At 64.1% G+C, this 25,609-nt stretch carries 29 protein-coding genes; 21 read left to right on the top strand and 8 right to left on the bottom strand.

Annotation, left to right across the window (positions count from 1 at the left end):
• The first annotated feature begins 248 nt into the window (after positions 1-248).
• Positions 249-437 (top strand): DUF2934 domain-containing protein, encoded by a 189-nt coding sequence (locus QW881_RS03125; protein ID WP_315756247.1) that lies wholly within the window; start codon positions 249-251, stop codon positions 435-437.
• A gap of 25 nt (positions 438-462) precedes the next feature.
• Entirely contained in the window at positions 463-618 is a 156-nt protein-coding gene (locus QW881_RS03130) for a hypothetical protein (RefSeq protein ID WP_315756246.1), read from the top strand.
• Positions 619-803: 185 nt separating this feature from the next.
• Here the strand turns inward: QW881_RS03130 and QW881_RS03135 are convergent, their stop codons facing one another.
• On the bottom strand, positions 804-1,046 hold the full coding sequence (locus QW881_RS03135; protein WP_315756245.1) for a bacterioferritin-associated ferredoxin: 243 nt from the start codon (positions 1,044-1,046) through the stop codon (positions 804-806).
• Positions 1,047-1,111: 65 nt separating this feature from the next.
• Positions 1,112-1,966, bottom strand: coding sequence for a xanthine dehydrogenase (locus tag QW881_RS03140; RefSeq protein WP_316158037.1), 855 nt, complete (start codon positions 1,964-1,966; stop codon positions 1,112-1,114).
• A 396-nt stretch (positions 1,967-2,362) separates the two neighbouring features.
• On the opposite strand from QW881_RS03140, the gene QW881_RS03145 reads away from it, so the two are divergent.
• The 7 genes from QW881_RS03145 (at position 2,363) to QW881_RS03175 (ending at position 10,971) form a co-directional block, all read left to right on the top strand.
• Positions 2,363-3,211, top strand: coding sequence for an SDR family oxidoreductase (locus QW881_RS03145; RefSeq protein ID WP_315756243.1), 849 nt, complete (start codon positions 2,363-2,365; stop codon positions 3,209-3,211).
• Between the two features lie 424 nt (positions 3,212-3,635).
• A complete protein-coding gene (nifA, locus tag QW881_RS03150) occupies positions 3,636-5,375 on the top strand; it encodes a nif-specific transcriptional activator NifA (protein ID WP_315756242.1) in 1,740 nt (579 codons plus the stop codon).
• Positions 5,376-5,831: 456 nt separating this feature from the next.
• Complete coding sequence (locus QW881_RS03155) at positions 5,832-6,026, top strand: 4Fe-4S dicluster domain-containing protein (protein WP_006609648.1); 195 nt, start codon at positions 5,832-5,834, stop codon at positions 6,024-6,026.
• Positions 6,027-6,064: 38 nt separating this feature from the next.
• Positions 6,065-7,582 (top strand): Fe-S cluster assembly protein SufB, encoded by a 1,518-nt coding sequence (gene sufB / locus QW881_RS03160; RefSeq protein ID WP_315756241.1) that lies wholly within the window; start codon positions 6,065-6,067, stop codon positions 7,580-7,582.
• Between the two features lie 37 nt (positions 7,583-7,619).
• Positions 7,620-8,381, top strand: coding sequence for a Fe-S cluster assembly ATPase SufC (sufC, locus tag QW881_RS03165; RefSeq protein WP_315756240.1), 762 nt, complete (start codon positions 7,620-7,622; stop codon positions 8,379-8,381).
• 19 nt (positions 8,382-8,400) lie between these two features.
• Positions 8,401-9,726 (top strand): Fe-S cluster assembly protein SufD, encoded by a 1,326-nt coding sequence (sufD, locus tag QW881_RS03170; RefSeq protein ID WP_315756239.1) that lies wholly within the window; start codon positions 8,401-8,403, stop codon positions 9,724-9,726.
• Positions 9,727-9,729: 3 nt separating this feature from the next.
• Entirely contained in the window at positions 9,730-10,971 is a 1,242-nt protein-coding gene (locus QW881_RS03175; protein ID WP_315756238.1) for a cysteine desulfurase, read from the top strand.
• 265 nt (positions 10,972-11,236) lie between these two features.
• Here QW881_RS03175 and QW881_RS03180 read toward each other — a convergent pair whose 3' ends face one another.
• Positions 11,237-11,698, bottom strand: coding sequence for a SufE family protein (locus QW881_RS03180; RefSeq protein ID WP_315756237.1), 462 nt, complete (start codon positions 11,696-11,698; stop codon positions 11,237-11,239).
• 46 nt (positions 11,699-11,744) lie between these two features.
• The gene (locus tag QW881_RS03185; protein ID WP_315756236.1) at positions 11,745-12,137 is read right to left on the bottom strand and encodes a response regulator; all 393 of its coding nucleotides are present in this window, start codon (positions 12,135-12,137) and stop codon (positions 11,745-11,747) included.
• Positions 12,138-12,586: 449 nt separating this feature from the next.
• Here QW881_RS03185 and nifH point away from each other — a divergent pair, with 449 nt between their 5' ends.
• The 10 genes from nifH (at position 12,587) to hspQ (ending at position 21,675) form a co-directional block, all read left to right on the top strand.
• On the top strand, positions 12,587-13,474 hold the full coding sequence (gene nifH / locus QW881_RS03190; protein WP_315740949.1) for a nitrogenase iron protein: 888 nt from the start codon (positions 12,587-12,589) through the stop codon (positions 13,472-13,474).
• A 74-nt stretch (positions 13,475-13,548) separates the two neighbouring features.
• Complete coding sequence (gene nifD, locus QW881_RS03195; protein ID WP_315756235.1) at positions 13,549-15,051, top strand: nitrogenase molybdenum-iron protein alpha chain; 1,503 nt, start codon at positions 13,549-13,551, stop codon at positions 15,049-15,051.
• An 83-nt stretch (positions 15,052-15,134) separates the two neighbouring features.
• Entirely contained in the window at positions 15,135-16,694 is a 1,560-nt protein-coding gene (gene nifK / locus QW881_RS03200) for a nitrogenase molybdenum-iron protein subunit beta (protein ID WP_315756234.1), read from the top strand.
• A gap of 127 nt (positions 16,695-16,821) precedes the next feature.
• Positions 16,822-18,495 carry a nitrogenase iron-molybdenum cofactor biosynthesis protein NifE gene (gene nifE / locus QW881_RS03205; RefSeq protein WP_316158036.1) on the top strand — a complete coding sequence of 558 codons (1,674 nt, stop codon included), beginning with the start codon at positions 16,822-16,824 and terminating at the stop codon, positions 18,493-18,495.
• 9 nt (positions 18,496-18,504) lie between these two features.
• A complete protein-coding gene (gene nifN, locus QW881_RS03210; RefSeq protein WP_315756232.1) occupies positions 18,505-19,902 on the top strand; it encodes a nitrogenase iron-molybdenum cofactor biosynthesis protein NifN in 1,398 nt (465 codons plus the stop codon).
• 25 nt (positions 19,903-19,927) lie between these two features.
• Positions 19,928-20,323 (top strand): nitrogen fixation protein NifX, encoded by a 396-nt coding sequence (nifX, locus tag QW881_RS03215; RefSeq protein ID WP_315756230.1) that lies wholly within the window; start codon positions 19,928-19,930, stop codon positions 20,321-20,323.
• A 10-nt stretch (positions 20,324-20,333) separates the two neighbouring features.
• Positions 20,334-20,804, top strand: coding sequence for a NifX-associated nitrogen fixation protein (locus QW881_RS03220; protein WP_315756229.1), 471 nt, complete (start codon positions 20,334-20,336; stop codon positions 20,802-20,804).
• Between the two features lie 15 nt (positions 20,805-20,819).
• Positions 20,820-21,020 carry a CCE_0567 family metalloprotein gene (locus tag QW881_RS03225; protein WP_012045814.1) on the top strand — a complete coding sequence of 67 codons (201 nt, stop codon included), beginning with the start codon at positions 20,820-20,822 and terminating at the stop codon, positions 21,018-21,020.
• A 21-nt stretch (positions 21,021-21,041) separates the two neighbouring features.
• Positions 21,042-21,329, top strand: a complete 288-nt coding sequence (gene fdxB / locus QW881_RS03230; RefSeq protein WP_015665404.1) for a ferredoxin III, nif-specific — start codon at positions 21,042-21,044, stop codon at positions 21,327-21,329.
• 19 nt (positions 21,330-21,348) lie between these two features.
• Entirely contained in the window at positions 21,349-21,675 is a 327-nt protein-coding gene (hspQ, locus tag QW881_RS03235; protein ID WP_315756228.1) for a heat shock protein HspQ, read from the top strand.
• A gap of 270 nt (positions 21,676-21,945) precedes the next feature.
• Here the strand turns inward: hspQ and QW881_RS03240 are convergent, their stop codons facing one another.
• From QW881_RS03240 to QW881_RS03250, 3 genes are all read right to left on the bottom strand, one after another.
• Positions 21,946-22,263 carry a hypothetical protein gene (locus tag QW881_RS03240; RefSeq protein ID WP_315756227.1) on the bottom strand — a complete coding sequence of 106 codons (318 nt, stop codon included), beginning with the start codon at positions 22,261-22,263 and terminating at the stop codon, positions 21,946-21,948.
• 30 nt (positions 22,264-22,293) lie between these two features.
• Complete coding sequence (locus QW881_RS03245; RefSeq protein ID WP_315756226.1) at positions 22,294-23,136, bottom strand: sulfurtransferase; 843 nt, start codon at positions 23,134-23,136, stop codon at positions 22,294-22,296.
• A gap of 66 nt (positions 23,137-23,202) precedes the next feature.
• Complete coding sequence (locus tag QW881_RS03250; protein ID WP_315740959.1) at positions 23,203-23,661, bottom strand: hypothetical protein; 459 nt, start codon at positions 23,659-23,661, stop codon at positions 23,203-23,205.
• Between the two features lie 197 nt (positions 23,662-23,858).
• Between QW881_RS03250 and QW881_RS03255 the strand changes: the two genes are divergently transcribed.
• Positions 23,859-24,278, top strand: a complete 420-nt coding sequence (locus tag QW881_RS03255) for a Rieske (2Fe-2S) protein (protein WP_315756225.1) — start codon at positions 23,859-23,861, stop codon at positions 24,276-24,278.
• A gap of 71 nt (positions 24,279-24,349) precedes the next feature.
• On the opposite strand, the gene QW881_RS03260 is transcribed toward QW881_RS03255, so the two are convergent.
• Positions 24,350-24,958 carry a hypothetical protein gene (locus tag QW881_RS03260; protein ID WP_315756224.1) on the bottom strand — a complete coding sequence of 203 codons (609 nt, stop codon included), beginning with the start codon at positions 24,956-24,958 and terminating at the stop codon, positions 24,350-24,352.
• Positions 24,959-25,282: 324 nt separating this feature from the next.
• Between QW881_RS03260 and QW881_RS03265 the strand changes: the two genes are divergently transcribed.
• Positions 25,283-25,603 carry a HesB/IscA family protein gene (locus QW881_RS03265; protein ID WP_257170758.1) on the top strand — a complete coding sequence of 107 codons (321 nt, stop codon included), beginning with the start codon at positions 25,283-25,285 and terminating at the stop codon, positions 25,601-25,603.
• Positions 25,604-25,609: the final 6 nt, after the last annotated feature.

A 25,609-nucleotide genomic window follows, 5' to 3' on the forward strand; every position in this document is an offset into this window, starting at 1 on the left:
GACGATGCCGTGATCACCGAGCCCAACCGCGCCGGGCGCACCATGGTGTGGCCGATCAAGGGATCGCTCGGCACCTCGATCCGCTGCTTCATGCCGGTCAATCTGAGCTGAAGAGGCCGTGAGCCGCTTCCTCTCGCCGCGCCGCTGCGGCGGATCGCCTGTGCGCGGCCGTGCCTTGGAACTTCGTCTCGTTCTGATGATTGCCACGCAAGCTCACGCCGTCGAGCAGCCTCATGCGAGGGAGAACCATGGATCGGACCAGCGACACTGAACTTCAGGAGAGGATTCGCACGCGCGCTCACGAACTCTGGGAGCAGGCCGGCCGGCCTGACGGCCGCGACGATGAGTTCTGGTATCAGGCCGAGCGAGAGATCCGCGAGCTGAGCGAGCTCCGCGACGAGGCGACGGCGCCGCCGCCGACAATCCTGCCGGGGTGAGTGCGAGCAGAGCAAGGACGAGCTGATGAGCAAGGAAACACCGAAGGACGATCCGCGCCAGCGAACCGACGGCGGATCGATCAAGCAGACGGACAAGCCCTGGACCGGAAACCCTGAGAAGGAGCAGCGCTCCGATTCCGAGAACGACCTGGAGAAATGGGCCGAGACGAAGACCCATTGAGACGCGCTACGTTGCGCCTGCGAGCACTGTAGGCCTCATGTGATGTTCGAGCTGCGCGTCGGTCGCGACGCGCGGCGACCGACGGTAAGCCGCTCATCCGATCGATCCGCTGGGGGGCACGCGCCTGTCGCATTTGTCCGACATCCGACAGCGCGCGATGTGCCATGTCGTGCGCTGTGATCGCCTCAGGCCACCGACATCATCGCGCATGGCGCGGGCTCGGCCTGCACCGGCCACACCGCCGCAGCGGCCCTATCACCCTGCCGCTCGTCGAGAATCCGCTTCACCGAGCGTGAGCAGAGGCCGCATTGGACCGTGCAGCCGAGACAATCATACACTTGCGCCGGCGAGCCGAAGGTGATGTCGGCTGCCGTGACGATGTTGCGAATGGCCGTGTCGCTGATGACGTTGCAGGAACAGATGATCATGGCTGTTGCTCGCTCCTGCAAACGATAAGCAACCGGGATGCCAAGGTCGGCGCGCCGGATACGGGCTAATCAGAATCGTTCGAAACGATCTGATCGGCGGGCACGCTCGCGCTCGTCCTGATGCAGTTTGCGGCGTGCAGGCGTATTGTGGCCAGCGTCGCCTGGGCGAGCGCCTGTCCCTGCGTATCGATCCCGGTCCATTGCGCATGGCGGCCGCGTGGATCGATCTCGGCAAGCGCGATGCCGGCCGGCACGTCGCTGCCGTCGCGGACGATGCCGCGCAGGATGCCGTCATAAGGGGCCGTGACCGGTGCGCCGGAGAGATGGCCGATCACGAAGCCCTTGTAGATGCGCGTGCCGATCTCGATCGGGGTATGCCATCGGCCCTCATGCGGCGAACGCACCAGGCGCTCGACGCCGACGAGCGCGCCGACATCATCGGTTGCCAGCGTCCAGCCCTCGCGCACGATCTGGCCGAGCCGGTCCGGCCGGGTCTCGATCGCGACATCGCAATTGGCTGATGGCGAGAAGCCCGGACCGATGCCGATCGAGAGCCGCGTCATGCCGCGCAAATTCGGGGTCACCTCGCGCCTCTGCATCCGCGCGTCGATCAGGACGTCGATGGTACGGACCGGCAGGAGATCGAGCAGCCCGAGCGGGGTGACCAGGACGTGCCGGGGATCGCCGAGCGCCTTGAACACCTCCATCGTGCTCTCGATGCGCTCGCCGGTCACGTTCTCGATGCGGACGGTGTCGCCGAACAGGGCGTCGTGAAACGCCATCTTGCGGCGCATGACCGGCGGATTGGGATCATGCGACAGCACCACGCAGAAGCCCGCACGATGCAGATGCACGCCGATCGCGGACGCGACGTCGTTGGTCCCGAGGACCACGGCGAAGCGCACTGCATTCGTCCCCATGTCCCGGTTCATGCGGCGTTGGCGTCTCGTGGCTGTCGTCGTGCGGCTGGCAAGCCGTCTTCCCGTTCGAATGATCAAATCCGTCGAGCAAGAGTTGGACCATCAGCCATCGTTTTGAAAACGATCGCTCTTTGAAGGTCTTGCAAAGGACGCAGCACAAAGCCGACGCTGGATGTGTCCAGAACGCGCCAATCTGTCGCGAACCCGACAGAAAAGGGCTGCTTTGCTCGCCGTTTTCGCTGGCCCGGAATCTGCACAACCGGCGCATGGCGATACCGCTGATATTTCCGATCGTCGCGGAGCCTGCGCCCAGACCACGTCTGAGGCAAAGGCAGCAGCCGAAGCTTGGCAGCCGGCGTCCTAGTGGCGTTGCGGCGCAGGATCAGGACGGATGAGGTGAGTCTCGATCTCGACCAGGACGTCCGCGAGCCCGCCATGGCGGCGGCCGAGACCATCGCGGCGTGCCCGTTCCATCGAGACATGGCGGCCGCCGAGCGGCCCGGGCGCACCGAGCAGAAAACGCTCGTGCTGACCGGCGGCTCGCGCGGCATCGGTCATGCGACCGCAAAGCTGTTCTCCGACGCCGGCTGGCGCATCATCACCTGCTCGCGCCAGCCGTTCGACGGTGCTCGCTGTCCGTGGGACGCCGGTCCCGACAACCACGTCCAGGTCGATCTCAGCGATCGCAAGGCGATCCCGCGCGCGATTGCCGACATCAAGCAGCGGCTCGACGGCGCGCCGCTGCATGCCTTGATCAACAATGCCGCGATCTCTCCGAAGGCCGGCGACGGCGGCCGGCTGGATTCGCTGTCGACTTCGGTCGAGACCTGGATGACCGTCTTTCACGTCAACTTTCTCGGACCGATCTTACTCGCGCGCGGGCTGTTCGAGGAGCTGAAGCGCGGGCAGGGCGCGGTCGTCAACGTGACGTCGATCGTCGGCACCCGCGTCCATCCGTTTGCGGGCACCGCCTATGCGACCTCGAAGGCGGCGCTCGCCTGCCTGACCCGCGAGATGGCGCACGACTTCGCGCCGCATGGCATCCGCGTCAACGCCATCGCGCCCGGCGAGATCAAGACCGAGATGGTGTCCCCGGAGACCGAGGCGCGGTTCTCGCCGCTGATCCCGATGCGCCGGATCGGCGCTCCGGAGGAGGTCGCCAAGGTGCTGTTCTTCCTGTGCTCGGATGCGGCGAGCTACGTGACCGGCGAGGAGATTCAGATCAATGGGGGGCAGCACCTCTAGGTTGATCACCGCCGCGCGCGGCCGACACGCAGATGTGAACGCGTCATGCCGTGGCTGGCCGCCGAAGGAGACGAGCGGCGGGCCGAAAGTGGAAAGTTGGTGTTCAGTGCAGTCCGTTGCGATCCGGTCGCAAACAGGCCGACGGATGCACGGATATTAGGTGTCGAGAAGACAACGCGAAATCGTTAGGCGCACCGTTTTTGCCGCCCGCGCGGACGTGCAATGCACGCATCGTGACGGGTGCAAACTAATTTGTTAACATCATGAAAGCCTGCAGCTTTTCTGTTCTGTCCGTTGCACACTACTTCTGCGGCAATGCAGCAAAGTTAGGCACGACAATCATCTGCAGTTGGGGGAGGATGTTAGAACACCTACAATCACGGGCGGCTTCACCGAGGCGTTCGTGACGATCAGAGAAGCGGCCATGGTCCAAACGGAAACACGTCAGGTCGAAGCTCAGGACGTCAGGTCCAACGCCGCTCCGATCCCGCTCAGCGAGATCGCCCTGACAGGCATTTTCGAAATCTCGAAGATCCTGGCGGCGCCGACGCGGTTGGAGATCACCCTCGCCAATGTCGTCAACCTGCTGCAGTCCTTCATGCAGATGCGTCACGGCGTGGTGTCGCTGCTCGCCGATGACGGCATTCCCGATCTTGCGGTGGGGGCCGGGTGGAGCGAAGGCAGCGATCAGCGCTATCGCGAACGTCTGCCGCAGAAGGCGATCGACCAGATCGTCGCCACCGCCGTGCCGCTGATCGCGGAGAACGTCGCCGATCATCCCGCCTTCAGCGCCGCCGACGCGGTCACGCTCGGCGTCGGTGCCGACACCCGCGTCTCCTTCCTTGGCGTTCCCATCCGCATCGACCAGCGCGTCGTCGGCACGCTGACGATCGATCGTGTCTGGGACGGCCGCGCCGTGTTCCGGCTCGATTCCGACGTTCGCTTCCTGACCATGGTCGCCAACCTGATCGGCCAGACCATCAAGCTTCATCGGGTCGTCGCGCGTGACCGCGAGCGGCTGATGGCGGAAAGCCACCGGCTGCAGAAGGAGCTGTCGGAGCTGAAGCCGGCGCCGAAGGATCGCAAGAAGGTGCTGGTCGACGGCATCGTCGGCGACAGCCCGGCGCTGCGCGCATTGTTGGAGAAGATCAATGTCGTCGCCAAGTCGAATGCGCCGGTGCTGCTGCGCGGCGAATCCGGCACCGGCAAGGAGCTGGTGGCGAAGGCGATCCATGAACTGTCCAATCGCGCCAAGCGGCCGTTCATCAAGATCAACTGCGCCGCATTGCCAGAGACGGTGCTCGAGTCGGAGCTGTTCGGCCATGAGAAGGGCGCCTTCACCGGCGCGATCAACGCGCGCAAGGGCCGCTTCGAACTGGCCGACAAGGGCACCTTGTTCCTCGACGAGATCGGTGAGATCTCGCCGGCGTTCCAGGCCAAGCTCCTGCGCGTGTTGCAGGAGCAGGAGTTCGAGCGCGTCGGCGGCAATCAGACCATCAAGGTCGATGTCCGCATCGTCACCGCCACCAACCGCAACCTCGAAGAGGCGGTGTCGCGCAACGAGTTCCGCGCCGACCTCTACTACCGGATCAGCGTGGTGCCGATCAAATTGCCGCCGTTGCGCGAGCGTCGCAGCGACATTCCGCAGCTGGCGCGCGAGTTCCTGCGCCGCTTCAATTGCGAGAACGAGCGCGACCTGACGTTCGACGTCAGCGCGATCGAGGTGCTGATGCATTGCGGCTTCCCCGGCAATGTGCGCGAACTGGAGAACTGCGTGCAACGGACCGCGACCATGGCAACGGGCTCGGCGATCAGCATGGACGACTTCGCCTGCAGCCGCAACGAGTGCATGTCGGCGATCCTGTGGAAGGGTAACACGGTAACCCCGCCGCCGCCGCGCGGCCAGCCCATGGTGCCGCTGCCGATCCTGCCGCGGACGTCGGCGCCGATCGAGGCTCCCGTCGAGTTGCCGGCCATCGATGCCGATGACGGCGAGTATTCCGAGAGCATGGAGGGCGGCGCGGTGCCGGAGCGCGACCGCATCGTGCAGGCGATGGAGCGGTCCGGCTGGGTCCAGGCCAAGGCCGCGCGCCTGCTCGGCCTCACGCCGCGTCAGATCGGCTACGCGCTGAAGAAGCACAATATCGAGGTGAAGCGGTTCTGAGCAGCGGCGGCTTGATGGGATCGAAGGGCGCGCAGTAGCGCGCTCTTTTTCGTTTGGACTTTGACGCTCCGGCGCTGCCCCAATCTCCTCCGTCATTCCGGGGCGACGCGCGAAGCGCGACGAGCCCGGAATCCATTTCGCCGCGCGATCTGCCGCACGATGGATTCTGGGCTCGTGTTGCGCACACCCCGGAATGACGGAGGAGAGACCTGGGCCACGACCGGCGTTCGCGCGCGAGGCGACATCGGATAATTGCGCAGTGAGACCTCGCCTCCGACGACACGCTGCTCCCGCCCTGTCGCACTTGCGACATGCTGTCGGGAGAGCGACAGCTGACCGGCGTGGCGATCTTTAGAATCCTCCTTAGAAATCAACCAAATGCTCTCTGGCACGCGGCTTGAAAGATACCCCGTGAATGACGTCGTCCGATGTCGCAGGGATCGCGGGGAGCTGCACATGACCTACAAGATCATCGCCTCACAATGCACGGTCTGCGGGGCTTGCGAGTTCGAATGTCCGAATGCGGCCATCCGGCTGAAGAACGACATGTACATCATCGATCCGAAGAAGTGCACGGAGTGCGAGGGCCACTTCGACGCGCCGCAATGCGCTGCCGTCTGTCCGGTGCCGGACACCTGCGTGCCCGCCTGACGCGGGCCACGACGGAAACATTGCAAGCGGAGTGAGAGATGGCAGCGGTTCAGGAGACCATTGATCGGGTCAAGGGCATCGACGTCGATCAATATCGCTACGGATTCGAGACCGTCATCGAGTCCGAGAAGGCTCCGAAGGGGCTGTCGGAAGACACGATCCGCTTCATCTCGGCCAAGAAGAGCGAGCCGACCTGGATGCTGGAGTGGCGGCTGGAGGCGTACCGCCGCTGGCTGACGATGACCGAGCCGACCTGGGCGCGCGTCGGATACCCGAAGATCGACTATCAAGATCTCTATTACTACGCGGCGCCGAAGCCGAAGAAGAAGGTCGCCTCGCTCGACGAGATCGATCCGGAGATCCTGAAGACTTACGAGAAGCTCGGCATTCCCCTGCGCGAGGTCGAGATTCTCGAAGGCGTCGAGCGGCCTGCGGCGGCGGAAGCGGATGTCGACGGCGAGGCCGCGGCGCCGCGCAGCAAGATCGCCGTCGATGCCGTGTTCGACTCGGTGTCGGTGGCGACGACGTTCAAGGAGGAACTGAAGAAGGCCGGCGTGATCTTCATGCCGATCTCCGAAGCGCTGCGCGAGCATCCCGACCTCGTCCAAAAATATCTCGGCACGGTGGTGCCCACCACCGACAACTATTTCGCGACGCTGAATTCGGCGGTGTTTTCCGACGGCTCGTTCGTCTACATCCCGCCGGGCGTGCGCTGCCCGATGGAGCTGTCGACCTACTTCCGCATCAACGAGCGCAACACCGGCCAGTTCGAGCGCACCCTGATCATCGCTGACCAGGGCGCCTACGTCTCCTATCTCGAAGGCTGCACGGCCCCGCAGCGCGACGAGAACCAGCTGCATGCCGCCGTGGTCGAGCTGGTCGCGCTGGATGATGCCGAGATCAAATATTCGACGGTGCAGAACTGGTACCCCGGCAATTCCGAAGGCGTCGGCGGCATCTATAATTTCGTCACCAAGCGTGGTGACTGCCGCGGCACAAATTCGAAGATCTCCTGGACCCAGGTCGAGACGGGATCGGCGGTCACCTGGAAATATCCGAGCTGCATCCTGCGCGGCGACAATTCCAGCGGCGAGTTCTATTCGATCGCGATCTCGAACGGCTTCCAGCAGGTCGATAGCGGCACCAAGATGATCCATCTCGGCAAAAACACGTCGAGCCGGATCATCTCCAAAGGCATCGCCGCCGGCAAATCGCAGAACACCTATCGCGGCCTGGTCAGCGCCCATCGCAAGGCCTCCGGCGCGCGCAACTTCACCGCCTGCGACTCGCTCTTGATCGGCGACAAATGCGGCGCGCACACCGTGCCCTACATCGAGGCCAAGAACTCCTCCGCGGTGTTCGAGCACGAGGCCACGACCTCCAAGATCTCCGAGGACGTGCTGTTTTACTGCATCCAGCGCGGGCTCTCCCAGGAGGAGGCGGTCGGCCTGGTCGTCAACGGCTTCGTCAAGGACGTGCTGCAGCAATTGCCGATGGAGTTCGCGGTCGAGGCGCAGAAGCTGATCTCGATCAGCCTCGAAGGATCGGTTGGATGACGGCGTCGCGCCGCGACAGCATCAGAAGGAGTGTTCGATGACGGCCTTGCTCGAAATCAAGGGGCTCCATGCCGAGATCGCAGGCGGACGGAAGATCATCCAGGGCCTGGACCTGACCGTGAACAAGGGCGAGATCCACGCCATCATGGGCCCGAACGGCGCCGGCAAGTCGACGCTGTCCTACGTGCTGGCCGGCAAGCCCGGCTATGAGATCACCGCCGGCGAAGTCTATCTCGACGGCGAGGACCTGCTGGCGATGGAGGCCGACGAGCGCGCCGCAAAGGGTGTGTTCCTCGCGTTCCAGTATCCGATGGAAATTCCCGGCGTCGCGACCTTGACCTTCCTGCGTGCCGCCTTCAACGCCCAGCGCAAGGCGCGCGGCGAGGAGGAGCTATCCTCGCCGGACCTGATCAAGCGGGTGCGCGAGATCGCCAAGACGCTGAACATCGACGCCGACATGCTGAAGCGGCCGCTCAATGTCGGCTTCTCCGGCGGCGAGAAGAAGCGCAACGAGACCTTGCAGATGGCGCTGCTGCAGCCGTCGCTCTGCGTCCTCGACGAGACCGATTCCGGCCTCGACATCGACGCGTTGAAGGTCGTCGCCAACGGCGTCAACGCGCTGCGCTCCGCCGAGCGAGGCATGATCGTGATCACCCACTATCAGCGGCTCCTCGACTACATCGTGCCCGACATCGTCCATGTGTTCGCGGCGGGCCGCATCGTCCGCACCGGCGGCAAAGACCTCGCGCGCGAGCTCGAGGCGACCGGCTACGCCCAGTACCAGAGCGAAGCGGCGTAAGGCGCCGGGGAGGACGAACATGGGCGTCGTGATCCGCAAGACCAAGGCCGAACTCGGACTGGCCGATCTGTATCAGGGCGCCCGCCGCTATCTGCCGGGCGGCGAGGAGATCACCGCGGTGCGCGCCGCCGCATTCGACCGCTTCAACGCGGTCGGCCTGCCGCACCGGCGCGTCGAGGCCTGGCGCTACACCGACCTGCGCGGGCAGATGAAGGAAGCCAAGCGGCTGGCCTCGCTGCCCGACGACGCGGCAAAAACCAAGGCGCGCGAGGCGAGCGACTTGTTCACGGGCGCTGGCTTCCGCAAGCTGATGATCGTTGACGGTGCCTTCGTGCCCGAGCTGTCCGACCTCGCTGATCTCGAGCCGGGCCTCACTATCCAGCCGATGGCCGACGCGCTCGCCGCCGACAAGCCGCTGCTGTCGCAGCGTCTCGGCCCCGTCGTGCCTGACGACGATCCGGCGTTGGCGCTCAACACCGCGCTGGCTGCCAATGGCGTCGTGATCCTGGTGGCGCCGGGCACGGCGCTGAGCCGGCCAATCCACGTCGCGTTCGTCACGACCAATTGGGTCGCAACCTCGATGTACACGCGGTCGCTGGTCAATATCGGAACTGGGGCCAACGCCACCATCGTCGAGTCGCATCAGGGGCCCGACGGCAGCGAATATCAAGTCAACACCGCGATGCAGCTCGTCGTCGGCGACGAGGCGCGGATCGACCATGTCAAGGTGACCCGGGAGGGCAACAGCGCGCTGCACATCTCCTCGCTGCTCGCCAATATCGGTGCGCGCGCGACCTTCAACCAGCTCGGCTTCGTCGCTGGCGGCAGCCTGGTGCGCAACCAGCTGTTCGTGCACATCGCTGGCGAGGGCACCGTGGCCGACATCCGCGGCGGATCGCTGCTGTCCGGCGCCCAGCATGCCGACACGACCTTGGCGATCGAGCATGCAGCCGAGAACTGCCAGAGCCGCGAGACCTTCAAGGCCGTCGTCGGCGACACCGCGCGCGCGGTTTTCCAGGGCAAGATCACGGTCAGTCCCGGCGCGCAGAAGACCGACGCCAAGATGATGTCGCGGGCGCTGCTATTGTCCGACGAGGCCGAGGCCGACAGCAAGCCGGAGCTCGAGATCTTCGCCGACGACGTGCAGTGCGGCCACGGCACCACGACCGGCGCGATCGACGACGAGCTGCTGTTCTATCTGATGGCGCGCGGCATTCCGCCCAAGGAAGCCAAGGCGCTGCTGATCCAGGCCTTCGTTGGCGAGATCATCGAAGGCGCCGCCGATGAGAGCGTGCGGGCGGCGTTGACCGAAGCGATGCTGGGCTGGCTCGGACAACGGGAGTAGGTGATGCATGCAGCGGTGAACGGAAGCGGCTACGACGTTGGCCGCATCCGTGCGGACTTTCCGATCCTCGGCATGCAGGTGCACGGCAAGCCGCTGGTCTATCTCGACAACGCCGCCTCGGCGCAGAAGCCGCAGGCCGTACTGGACCGGATGAACCGGGTCTATACGTCCGAATACGCCAACGTGCATCGGGGGCTGCATTATCTCGCCAACGCCGCCACCGAGGCCTATGAGGGCGCCCGCGCCAAGGTGGCGTCGTTCCTGAATGCCGAAAGCCCTGAGCAGATCATCTTCACGCGCGGCGCCACGGAAGCCGTGAACCTGGTCGCGCAGACCTTCGGCCGCGAGCGGATCGGGCCGGGCGATGAGATCGTGCTCTCGATCATGGAGCACCACGCCAACATCATCCCCTGGCATTTCCTCCGGGAGCGCCAGGGCGCCGTGCTCAGATGGGCTCCTGTCGACGACGACGGCAATTTCCTGCTCGACGAATTCGAAAAGCTGCTGACGCCGCGCACCAAGATGGTGGCGATGACGCAGATGTCGAACGTGCTCGGCACGGTCGTCCCGGTCAAGGAGGTCATCCGCATCGCGCATGCGCGCGGCATCCCGGTGCTGATCGACGGCTCGCAGGCCGCCGTGCACATGGAGGTCGACGTCCGCGATCTCGATGCGGATTTCTATTGCATCACCGGCCACAAGATCTACGGCCCGACCGGCATCGGCGCGCTCTACGGCAAGCGCGAGCTCCTGGCGGGGATGCCGCCGTTTAACGGCGGCGGCGAGATGATCCGCGAGGTCTCGCGGGACTGGGTCACCTATGGCGACCCGCCGCACCGCTTCGAGGCCGGCACGCCGCCGATCGTCGAAGCCGCCGGGCTGGGGGCTGCGATCGACTACGTCGCCTCCATCGGCAAGCAGCGCATCGCCGCGCATGAGCATGATCTCGTCGCCTATGCGACCGAGCAGTTGCGCGAGATCAACTCGCTGCGCATCATCGGCAATGCCGCCGACAAGGGGGCGATCGTCTCGTTCGAGATGCAGGGCGCCCACGCCCACGACTTCGCCACCGTCATCGACCGCTCCGGCGTCGCGGTCCGCGCCGGCACCCATTGCGCCATGCCGCTGCTGGAGCGCTTCGGCGTGACGGCGACGTGCCGGGCCTCGTTCGCGATGTACAATACGAGGGAGGAGGTCGACGTGCTCGTGCGGGCGCTGAGGAAGGCGCAGGATTTCTTTTCGTAGAGGCGCCTTTTCCTACACGCAGTGATCGCGAAGAAGCGCTGCTAGTTGATGCGCCCTCTCCCCTTGTGGGAGAGGGCAGCACCGCTACCAGCCCTAGAATCGCTCGGGTGAGGGGTTGTCTCCGCGAGCCATGACCTTCTGAGTGCGCCGAGAGACCCTTCACCCGGCGGCCTTCGGCCGCCACCCTCTCCCACAAGGGGAGAGGGGTGCACCGAGTTCGCCGCGATACGCGCGATCAATCAAAGCAGCAATCAAACAACCAAACCTACGCCGCCGCCGCGAGCGCCGCCTGGGCGTCGGCTCTGATGCGGCTCACCATCGAGCGGAAGCCGTTGGAGCGCTGCGGAGTCAAATGCTCGCGCAAGCCCAGCTTCTCGAACAGGGCGATCGGATCGGCGGCCAAAATCTCGCTTGCCGTGCGGCCCGAGACCATCGCCAGGAGGATCGCGACCAGTCCGCGGACGATGTGGGCGTCGCTGTCGCCGATGAAGTCGAGCGCCGGCACTGCGGCGTCGTGCCGCACCGTGGTTGCAAGCCAGACCTGGCTGGTGCAGCCCTGCACCTTGTTGCCATCATTGCGGTCGGCATCGGGCAGCGGCGGCAGGCCGCGGCCCAACTCGATCACGTAGCGGTAGCGGTCGTCCCAGTCGTCGAGCAGCGCGAAATTCTCGATGATGTCCTCGATGTCCGGTGCCCCCGGCGTCGCGGTCTGGGTCATCTTCAACATCATCCCCTCCTCGTCATCGGCTGATCTCCGTGGATACCAGGGCCAGCTATGCCGTCAGGCCCGGCTCGCTACCGCGCCGCGCCAGCACGGAGTCGACCGCGAGCGTGACGCCGTCGAAGGTGATCGGCTTGGCGATGATGGCTTCCGCGCCCTGCCGCAGGCCGGCTAGCGCGAGCGGCGACTTGGTCGATCCTGCGACCACGATGATGCCGGCCTGATGCATCGTCCTGGCGAGCATGCCGACCGTCTCGGCGCCGTCGTCCTCCAGGATGCTCATCCCGATGAGGACGGCGTCGGGCGTGGTCCGTGCGGCCTTGGTCAATGCGTCGGCGGTCTCCGCGAAGGTGAAGGTCTCGTGACGCTCACTGAGAATGTAGCCGAGCGCCGAGCGGATCACCTGATCGGCTTCAATGACAAAGACGCGCGCCTTGCTCGCCATCAATAGTACTCCTGCTGGCCCGTTCGAAAGCGGGTTTGATCTACATCAAGCAAACTCCGTACCGCCGCTCCTGGCCGGCCTCACGCGAGCGCTCCCCGGTGTTCTCTACGGAAGCGCCGCTCGGAGCCGCGGCGGCATGTGTCGTTTCGGACAGCACGGCGCGGGAGCGTCGGGTGAAAACCCCCGATGTCGGATTTGCAACAAGTACATCCTAGCGCCGAGCTTGGCCGCATCTCTTTCAAAACATGGCCTTTTTAACGATTCCAAAGCTCTGGCACAGCCGTTGCAAAACTGGGCTCAGGCAAAGGTTGAGGGCTGAGTGCACGCCGACGCTTCGGACGAGCGATGCTCTCCTTCCCAATAACCCGTCTGCCGGTTCTGGAGAGAGGACGCGGTCTCGCGATGCAAGGTGCATGCGAGACATTGGCAATCGGTTGATGGAGAGCATCATGGCAGCGCTGCGACAAATCGCATTCTACGGCAAAGGCGGCATCGGCAAGTCGACGACGTCACAAAACACCCTCGCGGCACTCGCCGAGATGGGCCACCGGATCCTGATCGTCGGCTGCGATCCGAAGGCGGATTCGACCCGCCTGATCCTGCACGCCAAGGCGCAGGACACCATCCTGAGCCTGGCCGCTGCCGCCGGCAGCGTCGAGGACCTTGAGATCGAAGAGGTCATGAAGGTCGGCTATCGCGACATCCGTTGCGTCGAGTCCGGCGGTCCGGAGCCGGGCGTCGGCTGCGCCGGCCGCGGCGTCATCACCTCGATCAACTTCCTGGAAGAGAACGGCGCCTATGAGGACATCGACTACGTGTCCTACGACGTGCTCGGCGACGTGGTCTGCGGCGGCTTCGCGATGCCGATCCGCGAGAACAAGGCGCAGGAAATCTACATCGTGATGTCCGGCGAGATGATGGCGATGTATGCCGCCAACAACATCTCCAAGGGCATTCTGAAATACGCCAACTCCGGCGGCGTGCGCCTGGGCGGCCTGGTCTGCAACGAGCGCCAGACCGACAAGGAGCTGGAGCTGGCCGAGGCTCTTGCGAAGAAGCTCGGCACCCAGCTGATCTACTTCGTGCCGCGCGACAACATCGTGCAGCACGCCGAGCTGCGCCGCATGACCGTGCTGGAATATGCGCCGGACTCGGTCCAGGCCGGCCACTACCGCTCGCTGGCGCAGAAGATCCACGCCAACGGCGGCAAGGGCATCATCCCGACGCCGATCACGATGGACGAGCTCGAGGACATGCTGATGGAGCACGGCATCATGAAGGCCGTCGACGAGAGCCAGATCGGAAAGACCGCCTCCGAGCTCGCCGCCACGGCGTAACCGCCACCGGTCATCCGGCCCATGATCTCTAAGGGCCGGATGACCCCCGCAACCGATCATCGAGGAAAAGCCAGATGAGCGTCATCGAGAAACAAAGCGTGGCCGAGATCAAGGCACGCAACAAGGAACTGATCGCCGAGGTCTTGAAGGTCTATCCGGAGAAGACTGCCAAGCGTCGCGCCAAGCACCTCAACGTGCATGAGAACGGCAAGTCCGACTGCGGCGTCAAGTCGAACATCAAGTCGATCCCGGGCGTCATGACCATTCGCGGCTGCGCCTACGCCGGCTCCAAGGGCGTGGTGTGGGGCCCGATCAAGGACATGATCCACATCAGCCATGGCCCGGTCGGCTGCGGCCAGTACTCCTGGGCGGCGCGCCGCAATTACTACATCGGCACGACCGGCATCGACACCTTTGTGACGATGCAGTTCACCTCCGACTTCCAGGAGAAGGACATCGTCTTCGGCGGCGACAAGAAGCTCGCCAAGATCATGGACGAGATCCAGGAGCTGTTCCCGCTGAACAACGGCATCACCGTGCAGTCGGAATGCCCGATCGGCCTGATCGGCGACGACATCGAGGCGGTCTCCAAGGTCAAGTCGAAGGAGTATGACGGCAAGACCATCGTTCCCGTCCGCTGCGAAGGCTTCCGCGGCGTCTCCCAGTCGCTCGGCCACCACATCGCCAACGACGCGATCCGGGATTGGGTGTTCGACAAGCTCCCGGCTGACGCTGCGCCGCGCTTCGAGCCATCGGACTATGACGTCGCGATCATCGGCGACTACAACATCGGTGGCGACGCCTGGTCGTCGCGCATCCTGCTCGAGGAGATGGGCCTGCGCGTGATCGCCCAGTGGTCGGGCGACGGCTCGCTCGCCGAGCTGGAGGCGACGCCGAAGGCGAAGCTCAATGTGCTGCACTGCTACCGCTCGATGAACTACATCTCGCGCCACATGGAAGAGAAGTACGGTATTCCGTGGTGCGAATACAACTTCTTCGGACCGAGCAAGATCGCCGAATCGCTGCGCAAGATCGCCAGCTATTTCGACGACAAGATCAAGGAGGGTGCCGAGCGCGTCATCGCCAAGTACCAGCCCCTGATGGATGCTGTCATCGCCAAGTATCGGCCGCGACTCGAAGGCAAGACCGTGATGCTGTTCGTCGGCGGTCTGCGTCCGCGCCACGTGATCGGCGCCTACGAGGATCTCGGCATGGAGGTCGTCGGCACCGGCTACGAGTTCGGCCACAACGACGACTATCAGCGCACGGCCCAGCACTACGTCAAGGACGGCACGCTGATCTATGACGACGTGACCGGCTACGAGTTCGAGAAGTTCGTCGAGAAGGTCCAGCCGGACCTGGTCGGCTCGGGCATCAAGGAAAAGTACGTGTTCCAGAAGATGGGCGTACCGTTCCGCCAGATGCACTCCTGGGACTACTCGGGTCCTTACCATGGCTACGACGGGTTCGCGATCTTCGCCCGCGACATGGACATGGCCATCAACTCGCCGGTCTGGAAGATGGCAAAGGCGCCCTGGAAGCAGGTGCCCAAGCCGTTGCTCCAGGCGGCCGAGTAAGTACCACCACCCACGGCCTGGCTCTCCTTCGGCGGAGAGCCAGCGCTCCCTGATCGACACAGGAAAATAGAGAGGGTTATCCCATGACGCAGAGTGCCGAACATGTGCTCGATCACTTCGAGCTTTTCCGTGGTCCGGAATACCAGCAGATGCTGGCGAACAAGAAGAAGATGTTCGAGAATCCGCGCGATCCCGCCGAGGTCGAGCGCATCCGCGAATGGGCCAAGACGCCCGAATATCGCGAGAAGAATTTTGCCCGTGAGGCGCTGACGGTCAATCCGGCCAAGGCCTGCCAGCCGCTCGGCGCCGTGTTCGTCGCCGTCGGCTTCGAGAAGACGCTGCCGTTCGTGCACGGCTCGCAGGGTTGCGTGGCCTACTACCGCAGCCATCTGTCGCGCCACTTCAAGGAGCCAAGCTCCTGCGTGTCGTCGTCGATGACCGAGGACGCAGCGGTGTTCGGCGGCCTCAACAACATGATCGACGGCCTCGCCAACGCCTACAACATGTACAAGCCGTCGATGATCGCGGTCTCCACCACCTGCATGGCGGAAGTCATCGGTGACGACCTCAACGCCTTCATCAAGACCTCGAAGGAAAAGGGCTCGGTTCCGGCCGAGTTCGACGTGCCCTTCGCCCACACCCCCGCCTTCGTCGGCAGCCATGTCACCGGCTACGACAACGCCATGAAGGGCATTCTCGAGCATTTCTGGGACGGCAAGGCCGGCACCGCGCCGAAGCTCGAGCGCGTTCCGAACGAGAAGATCAACTTCATCGGCGGCTTCGACGGCTACACCGTCGGCAACATCCGCGAGGTCAAGCACATCTTCGAGGAAATGGGGATCGAATACACGATCCTCGGCGACAACTCGAACGTGTTCGACACCCCGACCGACGGCGAGTTCCGCATGTATGATGGCGGCACGACCTTGGAGGACGCGGCCAACGCCGTCCACGCCAAGGCGACCATCTCGATGCAGCATTATTGCACCGAGAAGACGTTGCCCTTCATCGCCAATCATGGCCAGGAGGTGGTCTCGTTCCACCACCCGGTCGGCGTGACCGGCACCGACGCGTTCGTGATGGCGCTGTCGCGCATCACCGGCAAGGAGATCCCGGAGCAGCTGGCGCTCGAGCGTGGCCGCCTGGTCGACGCGATCGCCGACTCCAGCGCGCACATCCATGGCAAGAAGTTCGCGATCTACGGCGATCCGGATCTTTGCCTCGGCCTCGCCGCGTTCCTGCTCGAGCTCGGCGCCGAGCCGACCCACGTGCTCGCCACCAACGGCAACAAGGACTGGGCCGAGAAGGTGCAGGCCGTGTTCGACTCGTCGCCGTTCGGCAAGAACTGCCACGTGTATCCCGGCAAGGATCTCTGGCACATGCGCTCGCTGCTGTTCACCGAGCCGGTCGATTTCCTGATCGGCAACACCTACGGCAAGTATCTGGAGCGCGACACCGGCACGCCGCTGATCCGCATCGGCTTCCCGATCTTCGATCGCCACCACAAGCACCGCTATCCGGTGTGGGGCTATCAGGGTGGCCTGAACGTGCTGGTCACGATCCTCGACAAGATCTTCGACGAGATCGACCGCAACACCAACGTGCCGGCCAAGTCGGACTACAGCTTCGACATCATTCGCTGAGTGACGGCGCGGCGGCCTTTCGGGGTCGCCGCGTTTCGATGTTGGGAGCGGGGCTCAAGGGGAGGCATGTCGTGCCTGAGCCTTGTCTTTCGAAAGACGCGCAATCGGTCGTCAACAGGAGAAGCCAATGAGCTCGCTTTCGGCCACGATCCAGAACGTCTTCAACGAGCCGGGTTGCGGCAAGAACGCCAACAAGTCCGAGGCCGAGCGCAAGAAGGGCTGCACCAAGCAGCTGCAGCCGGGCGGCGCGGCCGGTGGCTGCGCCTTCGACGGCGCCAAGGTCGCATTGCAGCCGCTGACCGACGTCGCGCATCTGGTGCACGGACCGATCGCCTGCGAAGGCAATTCCTGGGACAACCGCGGTGCAGCCTCCTCTGGATCCCAGATCTGGCGCACCGGCTTCACCACCGACATCAACGAGACCGATGTCGTATTCGGCGGCGAGAAGCGGCTGTACAAGGCGATCAAGGAAATCATCGAGAAATACGACCCGCCGGCGGTCTTCGTCTATCAGACCTGCGTGCCCGCCATGACCGGCGACGACATCAACGCGGTCTGCAAGGCGGCCTCCGCCAAGTTCGGCAAGCCCTGCATTCCCGTGAATTCACCCGGCTTCGTTGGCCCTAAGAATCTCGGCAACAAGCTCGCCGGCGAGGCGCTGCTCGACCACGTCATCGGCACCGTCGAGCCGGAGGTCACGACGCCCTACGACCTCAACATCATCGGCGAATACAACCTCTCTGGCGAGTTGTGGCAGGTGAAGTCGCTGTTCGACGAGCTCGGCATCCGCATCTCCGCCTGCATCTCCGGTGACGGCCGCTACAAGGATGTCGCCTCGTCGCACCGGGCCCGCGCGGCGATGATGGTGTGCTCCAAGGCGATGATCAACGTCGCCCGCAAGATGGAGGAGCGTTACGGCATTCCGTTCTTCGAGGGCTCGTTCTACGGCATCCAGGACTCCTCGGACTCGCTGCGCGAGATCGCGCGGCTGCTGGTCGAGCGCGGTGCGCCGGCCGATCTGCTCGACCGCACCGAGGCGGTGATCGCACGCGAGGAGGCCAAGGCCTGGGCCGCAATCGAGCCGTTCAAGCAGCGGCTGACGGGCAAGAAGGTGCTCTTGATCACCGGCGGCGTGAAGTCGTGGTCGGTCGTGGCAGCGCTGCAGGAGGCCGGCATGGAGCTGGTCGGCACCTCGGTGAAGAAGTCCACCAAGGAGGACAAGGAGCGCATCAAGGAGCTGATGGGCCAGGACGCCCACATGATCGACGATATGGCGCCGCGCGAAATGTACAAGATGCTCAAGGACGCCAAGGCCGACATCATGCTCTCGGGCGGCAAGTCGCAGTTCGTGGCACTCAAGGCCGCGATGCCCTGGCTCGACATCAACCAGGAGCGCTCGCACGCCTTTATGGGCTATATCGGGATGGTGAAGCTGGTCGCGGAGATCGACAAGGCGATCTACAACCCGATGTGGGAGCAGCTGCGGAAGCGCGCGCCGTGGGAGACCGCCAACAACAACTGGCAGGCGAGGGCGATTGCGCAGGCCAATGCGGAAGCAGCGGCGCTCGCCGCCGATCCGGTTGCCGCGGAAGCCGCGCGCCGCGCCAAGAAGATCTGCCACTGCAAGTCGGTCGATCTCGGCACCATCGAGGATGCGATCAAAGCGCATTGCCTGACCGACGTCGCCGGCGTCCGCACTCACACCAACGCCTCCGGCGGTTGCGGGGCATGCGCCGGCCGGGTCGAGGACATCCTGGCGGCACAGAAGGCGCCGGCCGAACTGCTGCAGGCGGCGGAGTAGGCGACGCTCATGACCAAGGTCACCATTGGAAAGAAGGCCTGCGCGGTCAATCCGCTCAAGATGAGCCAGCCGATCGGCGGCTCGTTCGCCTTCCTCGGCCTGCGCGGGGCGATGCCGCTGCTGCACGGCTCGCAGGGCTGCACCTCGTTCGGGCTGACGCTGTTCGTGCGCCACTTCAAGGAAGCGGTGCCGATGCAGACGACGGCGATGAGCGAGGTCGCCACCGTACTCGGCGGCTACGAGAACGTGGAGCAGGCGATCCTCAACATCCATAAGAGGCAGAAGCCGGAGATCATCGGCATCTGCTCGACGGGCGTGACCGAGACCAAGGGCGACGATGTCGACGGCTACATCAGGCTGATCCGCGAGAAGCATCCGGAGCTCGCGACCTACCCGCTGGTCTATGTCTCGACGCCCGATTTCAAGGATGCGTTCCAGGATGGCTGGGACAAGACAGTCGCCAAGATGGTCGAGGTGCTGGTCGACAAGCCGACCTCGACACGGCGTGATCCGGCGCGCGTCAATGTGCTGCCGGGCTGCCATCTGACACCTGGCGACATCGAGGAGCTCAGGACGATCTTCGAGGATTTCGGCCTCGAGCCGTCGTTCCTGCCGGATATCGGCGGCTCGCTCGACGGCCACATCCCGGACGAGTTCACACCGACCACGATCGGCGGCATCGGTCTCGAAGAAATCGCGACCATGGGCAGCGCATCCTGGACGATCGCGATCGGCGCGCAGATGAAGCGAGCCGCAGATGCGATGCAGGCCAGGACGGGCGTGCCGTACCGGCTGTTCGAGCGGCTCTGCGGGCTGTTGCCGAACGACGAGTTCATGACGTTCCTGAGCGATATCTCGGGGCGTCCGGTGCCGGCAAAATATCGCCGGCAGCGCGGCCAGCTCGCGGATGCCATGCTGGATGCACATTTCCACATCGGCGGCCGCAAGCTCGCGATCGGCGCCGAGCCGGACCTGCTGTTCGATGTCGCCAGCATGCTGCATGACATGGGTGCGCAAATTGCCGTGGCTGTCACCACGACCCAGTCGCCGGTGCTCGAACGCATGCCGTGCGAGGAGGTGCTGATCGGCGATCTCGAGGACCTGGAGACGCTCGCCAAGGCGCGCGACTGCGGTCTCATGATGACGCATTCGCATGGCCGCCAGGCTGCGGCGCGTCTCAAAATCCCGTTCTACCGGATCGGCTTTCCGATGTTCGACCGACTCGGGGCAGGGCATCTCTTGACGGTCGGCTATCGCGGTACCCGCGACCTCGTCTTCGCGCTGGCCAATCTCATCATCGCCGATCGCGAGGACAACCATCAGCCGACGCCTGACACCTGGCTCGATCCGTGGAAGGACGTCCAGCAGGCATCGATCGACTCCGCCGTCGTGGCGCCTCTGCATTGACGTTTCAGGAGAAAGGACCGCCGACATGAAAGTCGCATTCGCTACCCAGGATCTGAAACGCGTCGACGCCCATTTCGGCTGGGCCAAGAACATCGCGATCTACGATGTCGACACTGCGGGGCATCGCTTCGTCGAGACCGTCGAGTTCGACGGCGATCTCAAGGAGGACGGCAACGAGGACAAGCTGGCGCCGAAGATCGAGGCGATCAAGGATTGCGCGATCCTCTATGTCGCCGCGATCGGCGGCTCCGGCGCCGCGCGTGTCGTCGCCAACAACATCCACCCGATGAAGGTCAATCAGCCCGAGGAGATCAGCGATCTCCTGGGCAAGCTGCAGGCCGTTCTGGCTGGCACGCCGCCGCCCTGGCTGCGCAAGGCGCTCGCCAAGGGCCAGGAACGCGTTCTCGATTTCGAGGAATGAGGAAACCAACATGTCCGATACCGCGGTAGCAGTCGAAACGGTACCCGCCGAGCAGCGGCCCTTCGTCAAGGAACTCATCAAGGTTTGGCGCGCCCAGGACACCCACGGCGCCTGGGAGGGCAAGAAGGACATCGACCTGCTCGAGCCCTACATCCTGGACAAGGAGAAGCGGCGAGCGCTGCCGATCATCGGCGATCCCGATCCGGAGACGATCTGGCGGCTCGAACTGTTCTTCAACGCGATCGCGCTGTCGATCGAGAAGGCCACCGGCGTGATGATCTCGCCGATGCTGAAGATGAGCCACGAGGGCTTTGGCCGCATGGTGCTGATCGGCGGCCGGCTGATCGTGGTCAACAAGCAGCTGCGCGACGTGCACCGCTTCGGCTTCGACAATCTCGGCAAGCTGGCCGACGAGGGCGACAAGTTTGTCAACGCCGGCGTCGAGATGATCGAGAAGTTCAAGGACGTCGCGAATTACTAACGGCGAGGTGAAGAGATGAGCGACCTGGATACCCTGAAGGCCGAGATCAAGAAGCTGTCGGCACGTGCCATGGATGCCAAGATGAACCTGCACGACTTGTCGGAGGAGCTGCCCATCAACTGGGACCAGATCCTGCCGACGGCGCAGAAGGCGCATGAAGCCTTTGCCGAGTTGGAGAAGAAGCGGGCCGAGCTGAAGAAGCTCGAGACCGCGTAGGCTTACATAGGACCCGTCATCATGTCCAATTCAACCCGCGACGGCCGCGACTGGCGGCCGGACTATCTGGTCGCCATCGACGCCGGCAAGTGTATCGGCTGCGGCCGCTGCTACAAGGTCTGCGGTCGCGAGGTCATGACCTTGAAGGGCATAAACGACGAGGGCGAGTTCGTCGAGCTCGACGACGACGAGGACGACGAGGTCGAGAAGAAGATCATGGTCATGCACGACACCGGCGCCTGCATCGGCTGCGGCGCCTGCGCCCGGGTCTGCCCGACCAACTGCCAGACCCATTCGCCGGCGGCGTGAGATCATCGAGCGTGCTGTCATGGTGCGGATGGAGGCAAAGTTCACGATCGGCCAGGTGACCCGGCACCGCGTCTACGATCTGCGCGGTGTGGTGTTTGACGTCGACCTGTCATTCTCCGAGGAGGAAGGCTGGCGCGCCATCACCATGGACACCAGGCTCGACAAGGAACAGCCGTTCTACTACCTGCTCGCCGAATGTGGCGACAGCAGCTACATCGCCTATGTGCCGGAGCAGAACTTGGTGGCGGACGTCACGGGTGAGCCGGTCAAGCATCCCGATATCGGCGAGCTGTTCGATGTCGACGACGCCGGCAGCTACCGCTACCGCTGGCGGGTTTTTCAGTAGTCATATCCGCCGCTAGGGCCGTCATTGCGAGGAGCCGCTGGCGACGAAGCAATCCAGAGTCCTCGCGCTGCCCTGGATCGCGTTGCTGCGCTCGCGATGACGGGGATGAATCCGTAGGTGGGCAAAGGCGCCTGGGCAGTCTTTGCACGCTGATTCAGCTAACGCGTCGTGCCCACCATCTTTCGATGTGTGGGATGGGAATAGTGGGCACGCCATCGATCGCCGCTTCGCGTCGCCCGCTGGCTTTTGCCCACACGACCAATCGTGCGCCTACTCGATCCCCTGTTCCCGCGCCTTCCACATCGCGGCGATGCGGAAGCGTTCGTTGATCGCGGCGGGGTCGGCGAGGATCTCGGCCTGGGCGGCGGCGAACGCGCTCTCGACGATTGTGGCCTCGTCCTTGGTCAAAGTGATGCGGCCGGCCATGTGGGTCGCGTCGGGCGCGGCCTCCCAGATCTTGCGCCGGTTCGGATGCAGCTTGACTTCGACCAGCTCGAACGCCTCGAGCTCGCCTTCGAGACAGATTGCCAGCCCAATCACCTCGACCTTGCGGCCGTCCTGCGTGGTCTTGACCAGGGTTCTTGCCATGCTCGTGCTCCCGTCATTCGTCTGTGCACATCACGCCGCCACCGCCGTGTCGTCGAGCTGGCTCCATTCCGCCCAGGACCCGTCGTAGACGGCAACATCCGGACGTCCCAGCCGATAGAGTGCCAGCGCCAGCATGCATGACGTGATGCCCGAGGCGCAGGTGGTGACGATCGGCTTCTCCAGATCGATGCCGGCACTCGCGAATCGGGCTGCGAGCGCGTCGGGCGCCATGAGCACGCCCGTGTCCGGGTCGACCAGATCGGCCCAGGGCAGATTGATCGCGCCGGGAATGTGGCCCTGGCGCTTGAAGGTGAAGACATCGGCCTGCGTGCCATCGAACTTGCCGGGCCCACGGGCGTCGACCAGCTGCGCGCCGCCACTCTGCACATCGGCTGAGGTCGCGACCAGGCCGGGCTGGAAGCTGGCCGTGAAGCTCGCCGGCACCGGGCGCACCGGCGTCATCTCCGCCGGCTGCTTCTCCTTGGTCCATTTGCCGAAGCCGCCGTCGAGCAGGGCGACGTTGTCGTGCCCGAACACGCGGAACATCCACCACACGCGGCCCGCGGCGGAGCCGCCATAGTGGCGGTCATAGACGATGACGCGGTCGGCACTGCTGATGCCGAGCAGCCCGACCTTGTGGGCGAAATCCTCCGCTGACGGCAGCATGTGCGGCAGCGGGCTCGACTTGTCGGCGACTTGGTCGATGTCGAAATGCACCGAGCCCGGCAGATGCCGGCCGCGATATTGCGTACGGCCATCGAGATTGGTGCTCGGATGATGCCAGGTGCAGTCGAGGATCTTGGTGGCGGGATCGGTGAGATGTTGCGCCAGCCATTCGGAGCTGACCAGGGCGTCAGAGAAGTCTGTGCTCATGCATTCGCTCGCGATGTCGTTAAACCAACAGGAGGGACCTTGTCCAAGGCGTGACGGCGTCCGCCGTCACAGCGTCTTCGGCATCGGATAGCCCGGGCGTGGATGCGTGTCGTAGTATTCCGGACGCTCCGGCCAGCCGCCTTCGGCGATGATCTTGAAGGTCGCGACCGTAACCGGCGCGCCGGGCGAGCACGACACTTCGGTGAACTTGATCTCGCGCTCGCCTGGGCCGGCGGAGAAATCGGCGACGGTGGTGCCGTCCGCCTTGCGGGCGCGCGCAAAGCCGGGCGTGCCGACGGTGGCCGCCGGCACGGACGTCGCGACGAAGTTCGGCTGCTCGAGGCCATCCACCGCGGGGCCGAAGGCGGGCGAGCCGAACGTGAAGGTCGCGAGCACGCCGCTGCGGTCGACCGGCTTGTCCGCGGTAATCGGACGCGCCACCGAGTAGACCGTCAGCGTGCCGCCCTCCAATGCCGCCTTGATGTCGTCGAGCGAGCTCTCGACGAATTCCAGTGCCACGTTCATGTCGATCTCCTTACAAAGCCGGATTTGCAGGAGAAATTTTCAAGTTCTGTGCCAGTCTCTCGCAGCAGCGAAGAAAGCCAGGCGGACGGGCGGAGTTGCGCGAATCTTGCAACGCGTTCCGCAGGCGAGCCGACCGCCGCTCCCGCTGCGCTGAAGCGGCCGTGTCGGAGATGCGCCAGACATCGATGAGGCCCGACATGACGACCGACGTCGCCTACGCCATCTGCAGCTTCAACGACATCCCGAGCCGCCGCGCCATGGGCTTTCAGCTCATGATCGTGGCCGAGGACGGAACGCAACGTCCGTGGCCGATCTTCGTGATCCGCTGGGGCAAGCAGGTGTTCGGCTATCTGAACATGTGCCCGCACGATAAGGTCAATCTCGACTGGGAGCGAAATCAGTTTCTGGACGGCAACGGCCTGCGCATCCTGTGCGGCAAGCACGGTTCGCTGTTCGAGATCGGCACCGGGCTCTGCGTCGACGGCCCGTGCAAGGGCGAGAGCCTGACGCCGGTGGCGTTGAGCGTCCTCGATGGCGACATCTGCGTGACCGGCGTGACCTTGGTCGAGGATGAAGAGGATGAGGACGAGACCGGCCTGCAATGCGAGGAAGGCTGAGGCTGCGATCCCGACGAAGTCCCGACGGCAACTGCCGGGACTTCATCTTGCATATGAAGAAAAGGACGATGTCAGACCGGCCGGTTCTCGTTGCGGTTCTTGACCGGCTCCATCCTGGCCAGTGCATCCGCGTAAGGCACGAGATCGTAATTCTCACGGAAGTCCTTGGCGGTATCGAGCACGTAGTCGAGCTTGCCGGCGGTATCGAGCTTCTTGATGTCGTTCTTGTCGATCGACAGCAGCTCCAGCATCTCCTTCCAGACCGTGGATTCGTCGCAAGGCAGGACATAGAACGTCACGTCGCCCATCTTGATGCGATACTTCGCCAGGAGGTCGATGTTGTTGCAGAACATGAAGTACTTGCCGTTCGGCTGCAGCAGGTTCTTGAGCACCTCGACCGCCGTCTCGAGATAGGCCAGCGAGTGGATGTAGCCGACCAGCACCGGAATGGTCGCCTCGCCGTCGTTGACGATCGTCAGCACCTGCTCGATCGAGAAGTCCGGCGGCCGCTTCTCGTCGGCGACCTGGGTCTGGAATTTCAGCGCGATGTCGCCGCGGAAGCCGAACCGTCCCGGCTTGGTGGTGGGCGCCTTGAGGACGGCGTTGAGCAGCCGTCCTTCCTTGTCGAGCTGCGCGAGCGCGGTGGTCTCGATCGCAACCGTCTTCTCCAATGTCGTCATCAGCAATCCCCTCGCATGTCCTGGTGAGCCGTCTCGCCGCACGGCGCGGTCGAAAAGGGCTGGAATGCAAATTGTCTGCCGGTGTGTGCTGCGTCTTGATTTACTTGGTCTTTCGCCCGCGACCTCAGAGCATTGTCGGGTTTCCGCCGCGACATCCTTTCGGCACGTCCGAGGCCGGCGTAAATCATCCGTGTCGGAAACCCGACATGCGTCGGAAACGCCACAGCGACTTTGCGAAAAGCCGTGTCGTTTCAGTTAATTGCTGCATGGCATGAGACTTGCCATTCCTGTTCGCAACAGCCGAATGGGAAAGGCAAGATGATGATGATCAACCTGACCGACAGCGCCATCAACGCGGTTCGCAACGCGATCACAACCTCCGACAAGCCGGTCGATGGCCTCAGGATCATGGTCGAAGCCGGTGGCTGCGCCGGGCTTAAATACAACATGGGCCTCGTCAGCGGCAGCGAGCCGGAGGACACCGTGATCGAGCGCGAGGGCGTGCGCGTGCTCGTCGATCACAAGAGCCTCGAATATCTCGAAGGCACGACGATAGATTTCGTCATCGCGCTGGAAGGCTCCGGCTTCACCTTCGAGAATCCGAATGCCAAGTCAAGCTGCGGCTGCGGCAAGTCGTTCGCTTGAACTTTC

It is taken from the genome of Bradyrhizobium sp. SZCCHNS3016 (assembly GCF_032484535.1).
In the GTDB taxonomy this organism is placed as follows: Bacteria; Pseudomonadota; Alphaproteobacteria; order Rhizobiales; family Xanthobacteraceae; genus Bradyrhizobium.

Bases quoted from the DNA above. Each gene is read 5' to 3' on its own strand.
- QW881_RS03240 (WP_315756227.1), bottom strand. From the start codon at position 22,263: ATGGCAAGAACCCTGGTCAAGACCACGCAGGACGGCCGCAAGGTCGAG.
- nifA (WP_315756242.1), top strand. From the start codon at position 3,636: ATGGTCCAAACGGAAACACGTCAGGTCGAAGCTCAGGACGTCAGGTCC.
- fdxB (WP_015665404.1), top strand. From the start codon at position 21,042: ATGTCCAATTCAACCCGCGACGGCCGCGACTGGCGGCCGGACTATCTG.
- QW881_RS03180 (WP_315756237.1), bottom strand. From the start codon at position 11,698: ATGTTGAAGATGACCCAGACCGCGACGCCGGGGGCACCGGACATCGAG.
- sufB (WP_315756241.1), top strand. From the start codon at position 6,065: ATGGCAGCGGTTCAGGAGACCATTGATCGGGTCAAGGGCATCGACGTC.
- QW881_RS03260 (WP_315756224.1), bottom strand. From the start codon at position 24,958: ATGACGACATTGGAGAAGACGGTTGCGATCGAGACCACCGCGCTCGCG.
- QW881_RS03175 (WP_315756238.1), top strand. From the start codon at position 9,730: ATGCATGCAGCGGTGAACGGAAGCGGCTACGACGTTGGCCGCATCCGT.
- hspQ (WP_315756228.1), top strand. From the start codon at position 21,349: ATGGTGCGGATGGAGGCAAAGTTCACGATCGGCCAGGTGACCCGGCAC.
- sufC (WP_315756240.1), top strand. From the start codon at position 7,620: ATGACGGCCTTGCTCGAAATCAAGGGGCTCCATGCCGAGATCGCAGGC.
- nifD (WP_315756235.1), top strand. From the start codon at position 13,549: ATGAGCGTCATCGAGAAACAAAGCGTGGCCGAGATCAAGGCACGCAAC.
- QW881_RS03140 (WP_316158037.1), bottom strand. From the start codon at position 1,966: ATGGGGACGAATGCAGTGCGCTTCGCCGTGGTCCTCGGGACCAACGAC.
- QW881_RS03135 (WP_315756245.1), bottom strand. From the start codon at position 1,046: ATGATCATCTGTTCCTGCAACGTCATCAGCGACACGGCCATTCGCAAC.
- nifH (WP_315740949.1), top strand. From the start codon at position 12,587: ATGGCAGCGCTGCGACAAATCGCATTCTACGGCAAAGGCGGCATCGGC.
- nifE (WP_316158036.1), top strand. From the start codon at position 16,822: ATGAGCTCGCTTTCGGCCACGATCCAGAACGTCTTCAACGAGCCGGGT.
- nifN (WP_315756232.1), top strand. From the start codon at position 18,505: ATGACCAAGGTCACCATTGGAAAGAAGGCCTGCGCGGTCAATCCGCTC.
- QW881_RS03245 (WP_315756226.1), bottom strand. From the start codon at position 23,136: ATGAGCACAGACTTCTCTGACGCCCTGGTCAGCTCCGAATGGCTGGCG.
- QW881_RS03225 (WP_012045814.1), top strand. From the start codon at position 20,820: ATGAGCGACCTGGATACCCTGAAGGCCGAGATCAAGAAGCTGTCGGCA.
- QW881_RS03265 (WP_257170758.1), top strand. From the start codon at position 25,283: ATGATCAACCTGACCGACAGCGCCATCAACGCGGTTCGCAACGCGATC.
- QW881_RS03155 (WP_006609648.1), top strand. From the start codon at position 5,832: ATGACCTACAAGATCATCGCCTCACAATGCACGGTCTGCGGGGCTTGC.
- QW881_RS03125 (WP_315756247.1), top strand. From the start codon at position 249: ATGGATCGGACCAGCGACACTGAACTTCAGGAGAGGATTCGCACGCGC.
- QW881_RS03130 (WP_315756246.1), top strand. From the start codon at position 463: ATGAGCAAGGAAACACCGAAGGACGATCCGCGCCAGCGAACCGACGGC.
- nifX (WP_315756230.1), top strand. From the start codon at position 19,928: ATGAAAGTCGCATTCGCTACCCAGGATCTGAAACGCGTCGACGCCCAT.
- QW881_RS03185 (WP_315756236.1), bottom strand. From the start codon at position 12,137: ATGGCGAGCAAGGCGCGCGTCTTTGTCATTGAAGCCGATCAGGTGATC.
- QW881_RS03220 (WP_315756229.1), top strand. From the start codon at position 20,334: ATGTCCGATACCGCGGTAGCAGTCGAAACGGTACCCGCCGAGCAGCGG.
- QW881_RS03250 (WP_315740959.1), bottom strand. From the start codon at position 23,661: ATGAACGTGGCACTGGAATTCGTCGAGAGCTCGCTCGACGACATCAAG.
- sufD (WP_315756239.1), top strand. From the start codon at position 8,401: ATGGGCGTCGTGATCCGCAAGACCAAGGCCGAACTCGGACTGGCCGAT.
- QW881_RS03255 (WP_315756225.1), top strand. From the start codon at position 23,859: ATGACGACCGACGTCGCCTACGCCATCTGCAGCTTCAACGACATCCCG.
- nifK (WP_315756234.1), top strand. From the start codon at position 15,135: ATGACGCAGAGTGCCGAACATGTGCTCGATCACTTCGAGCTTTTCCGT.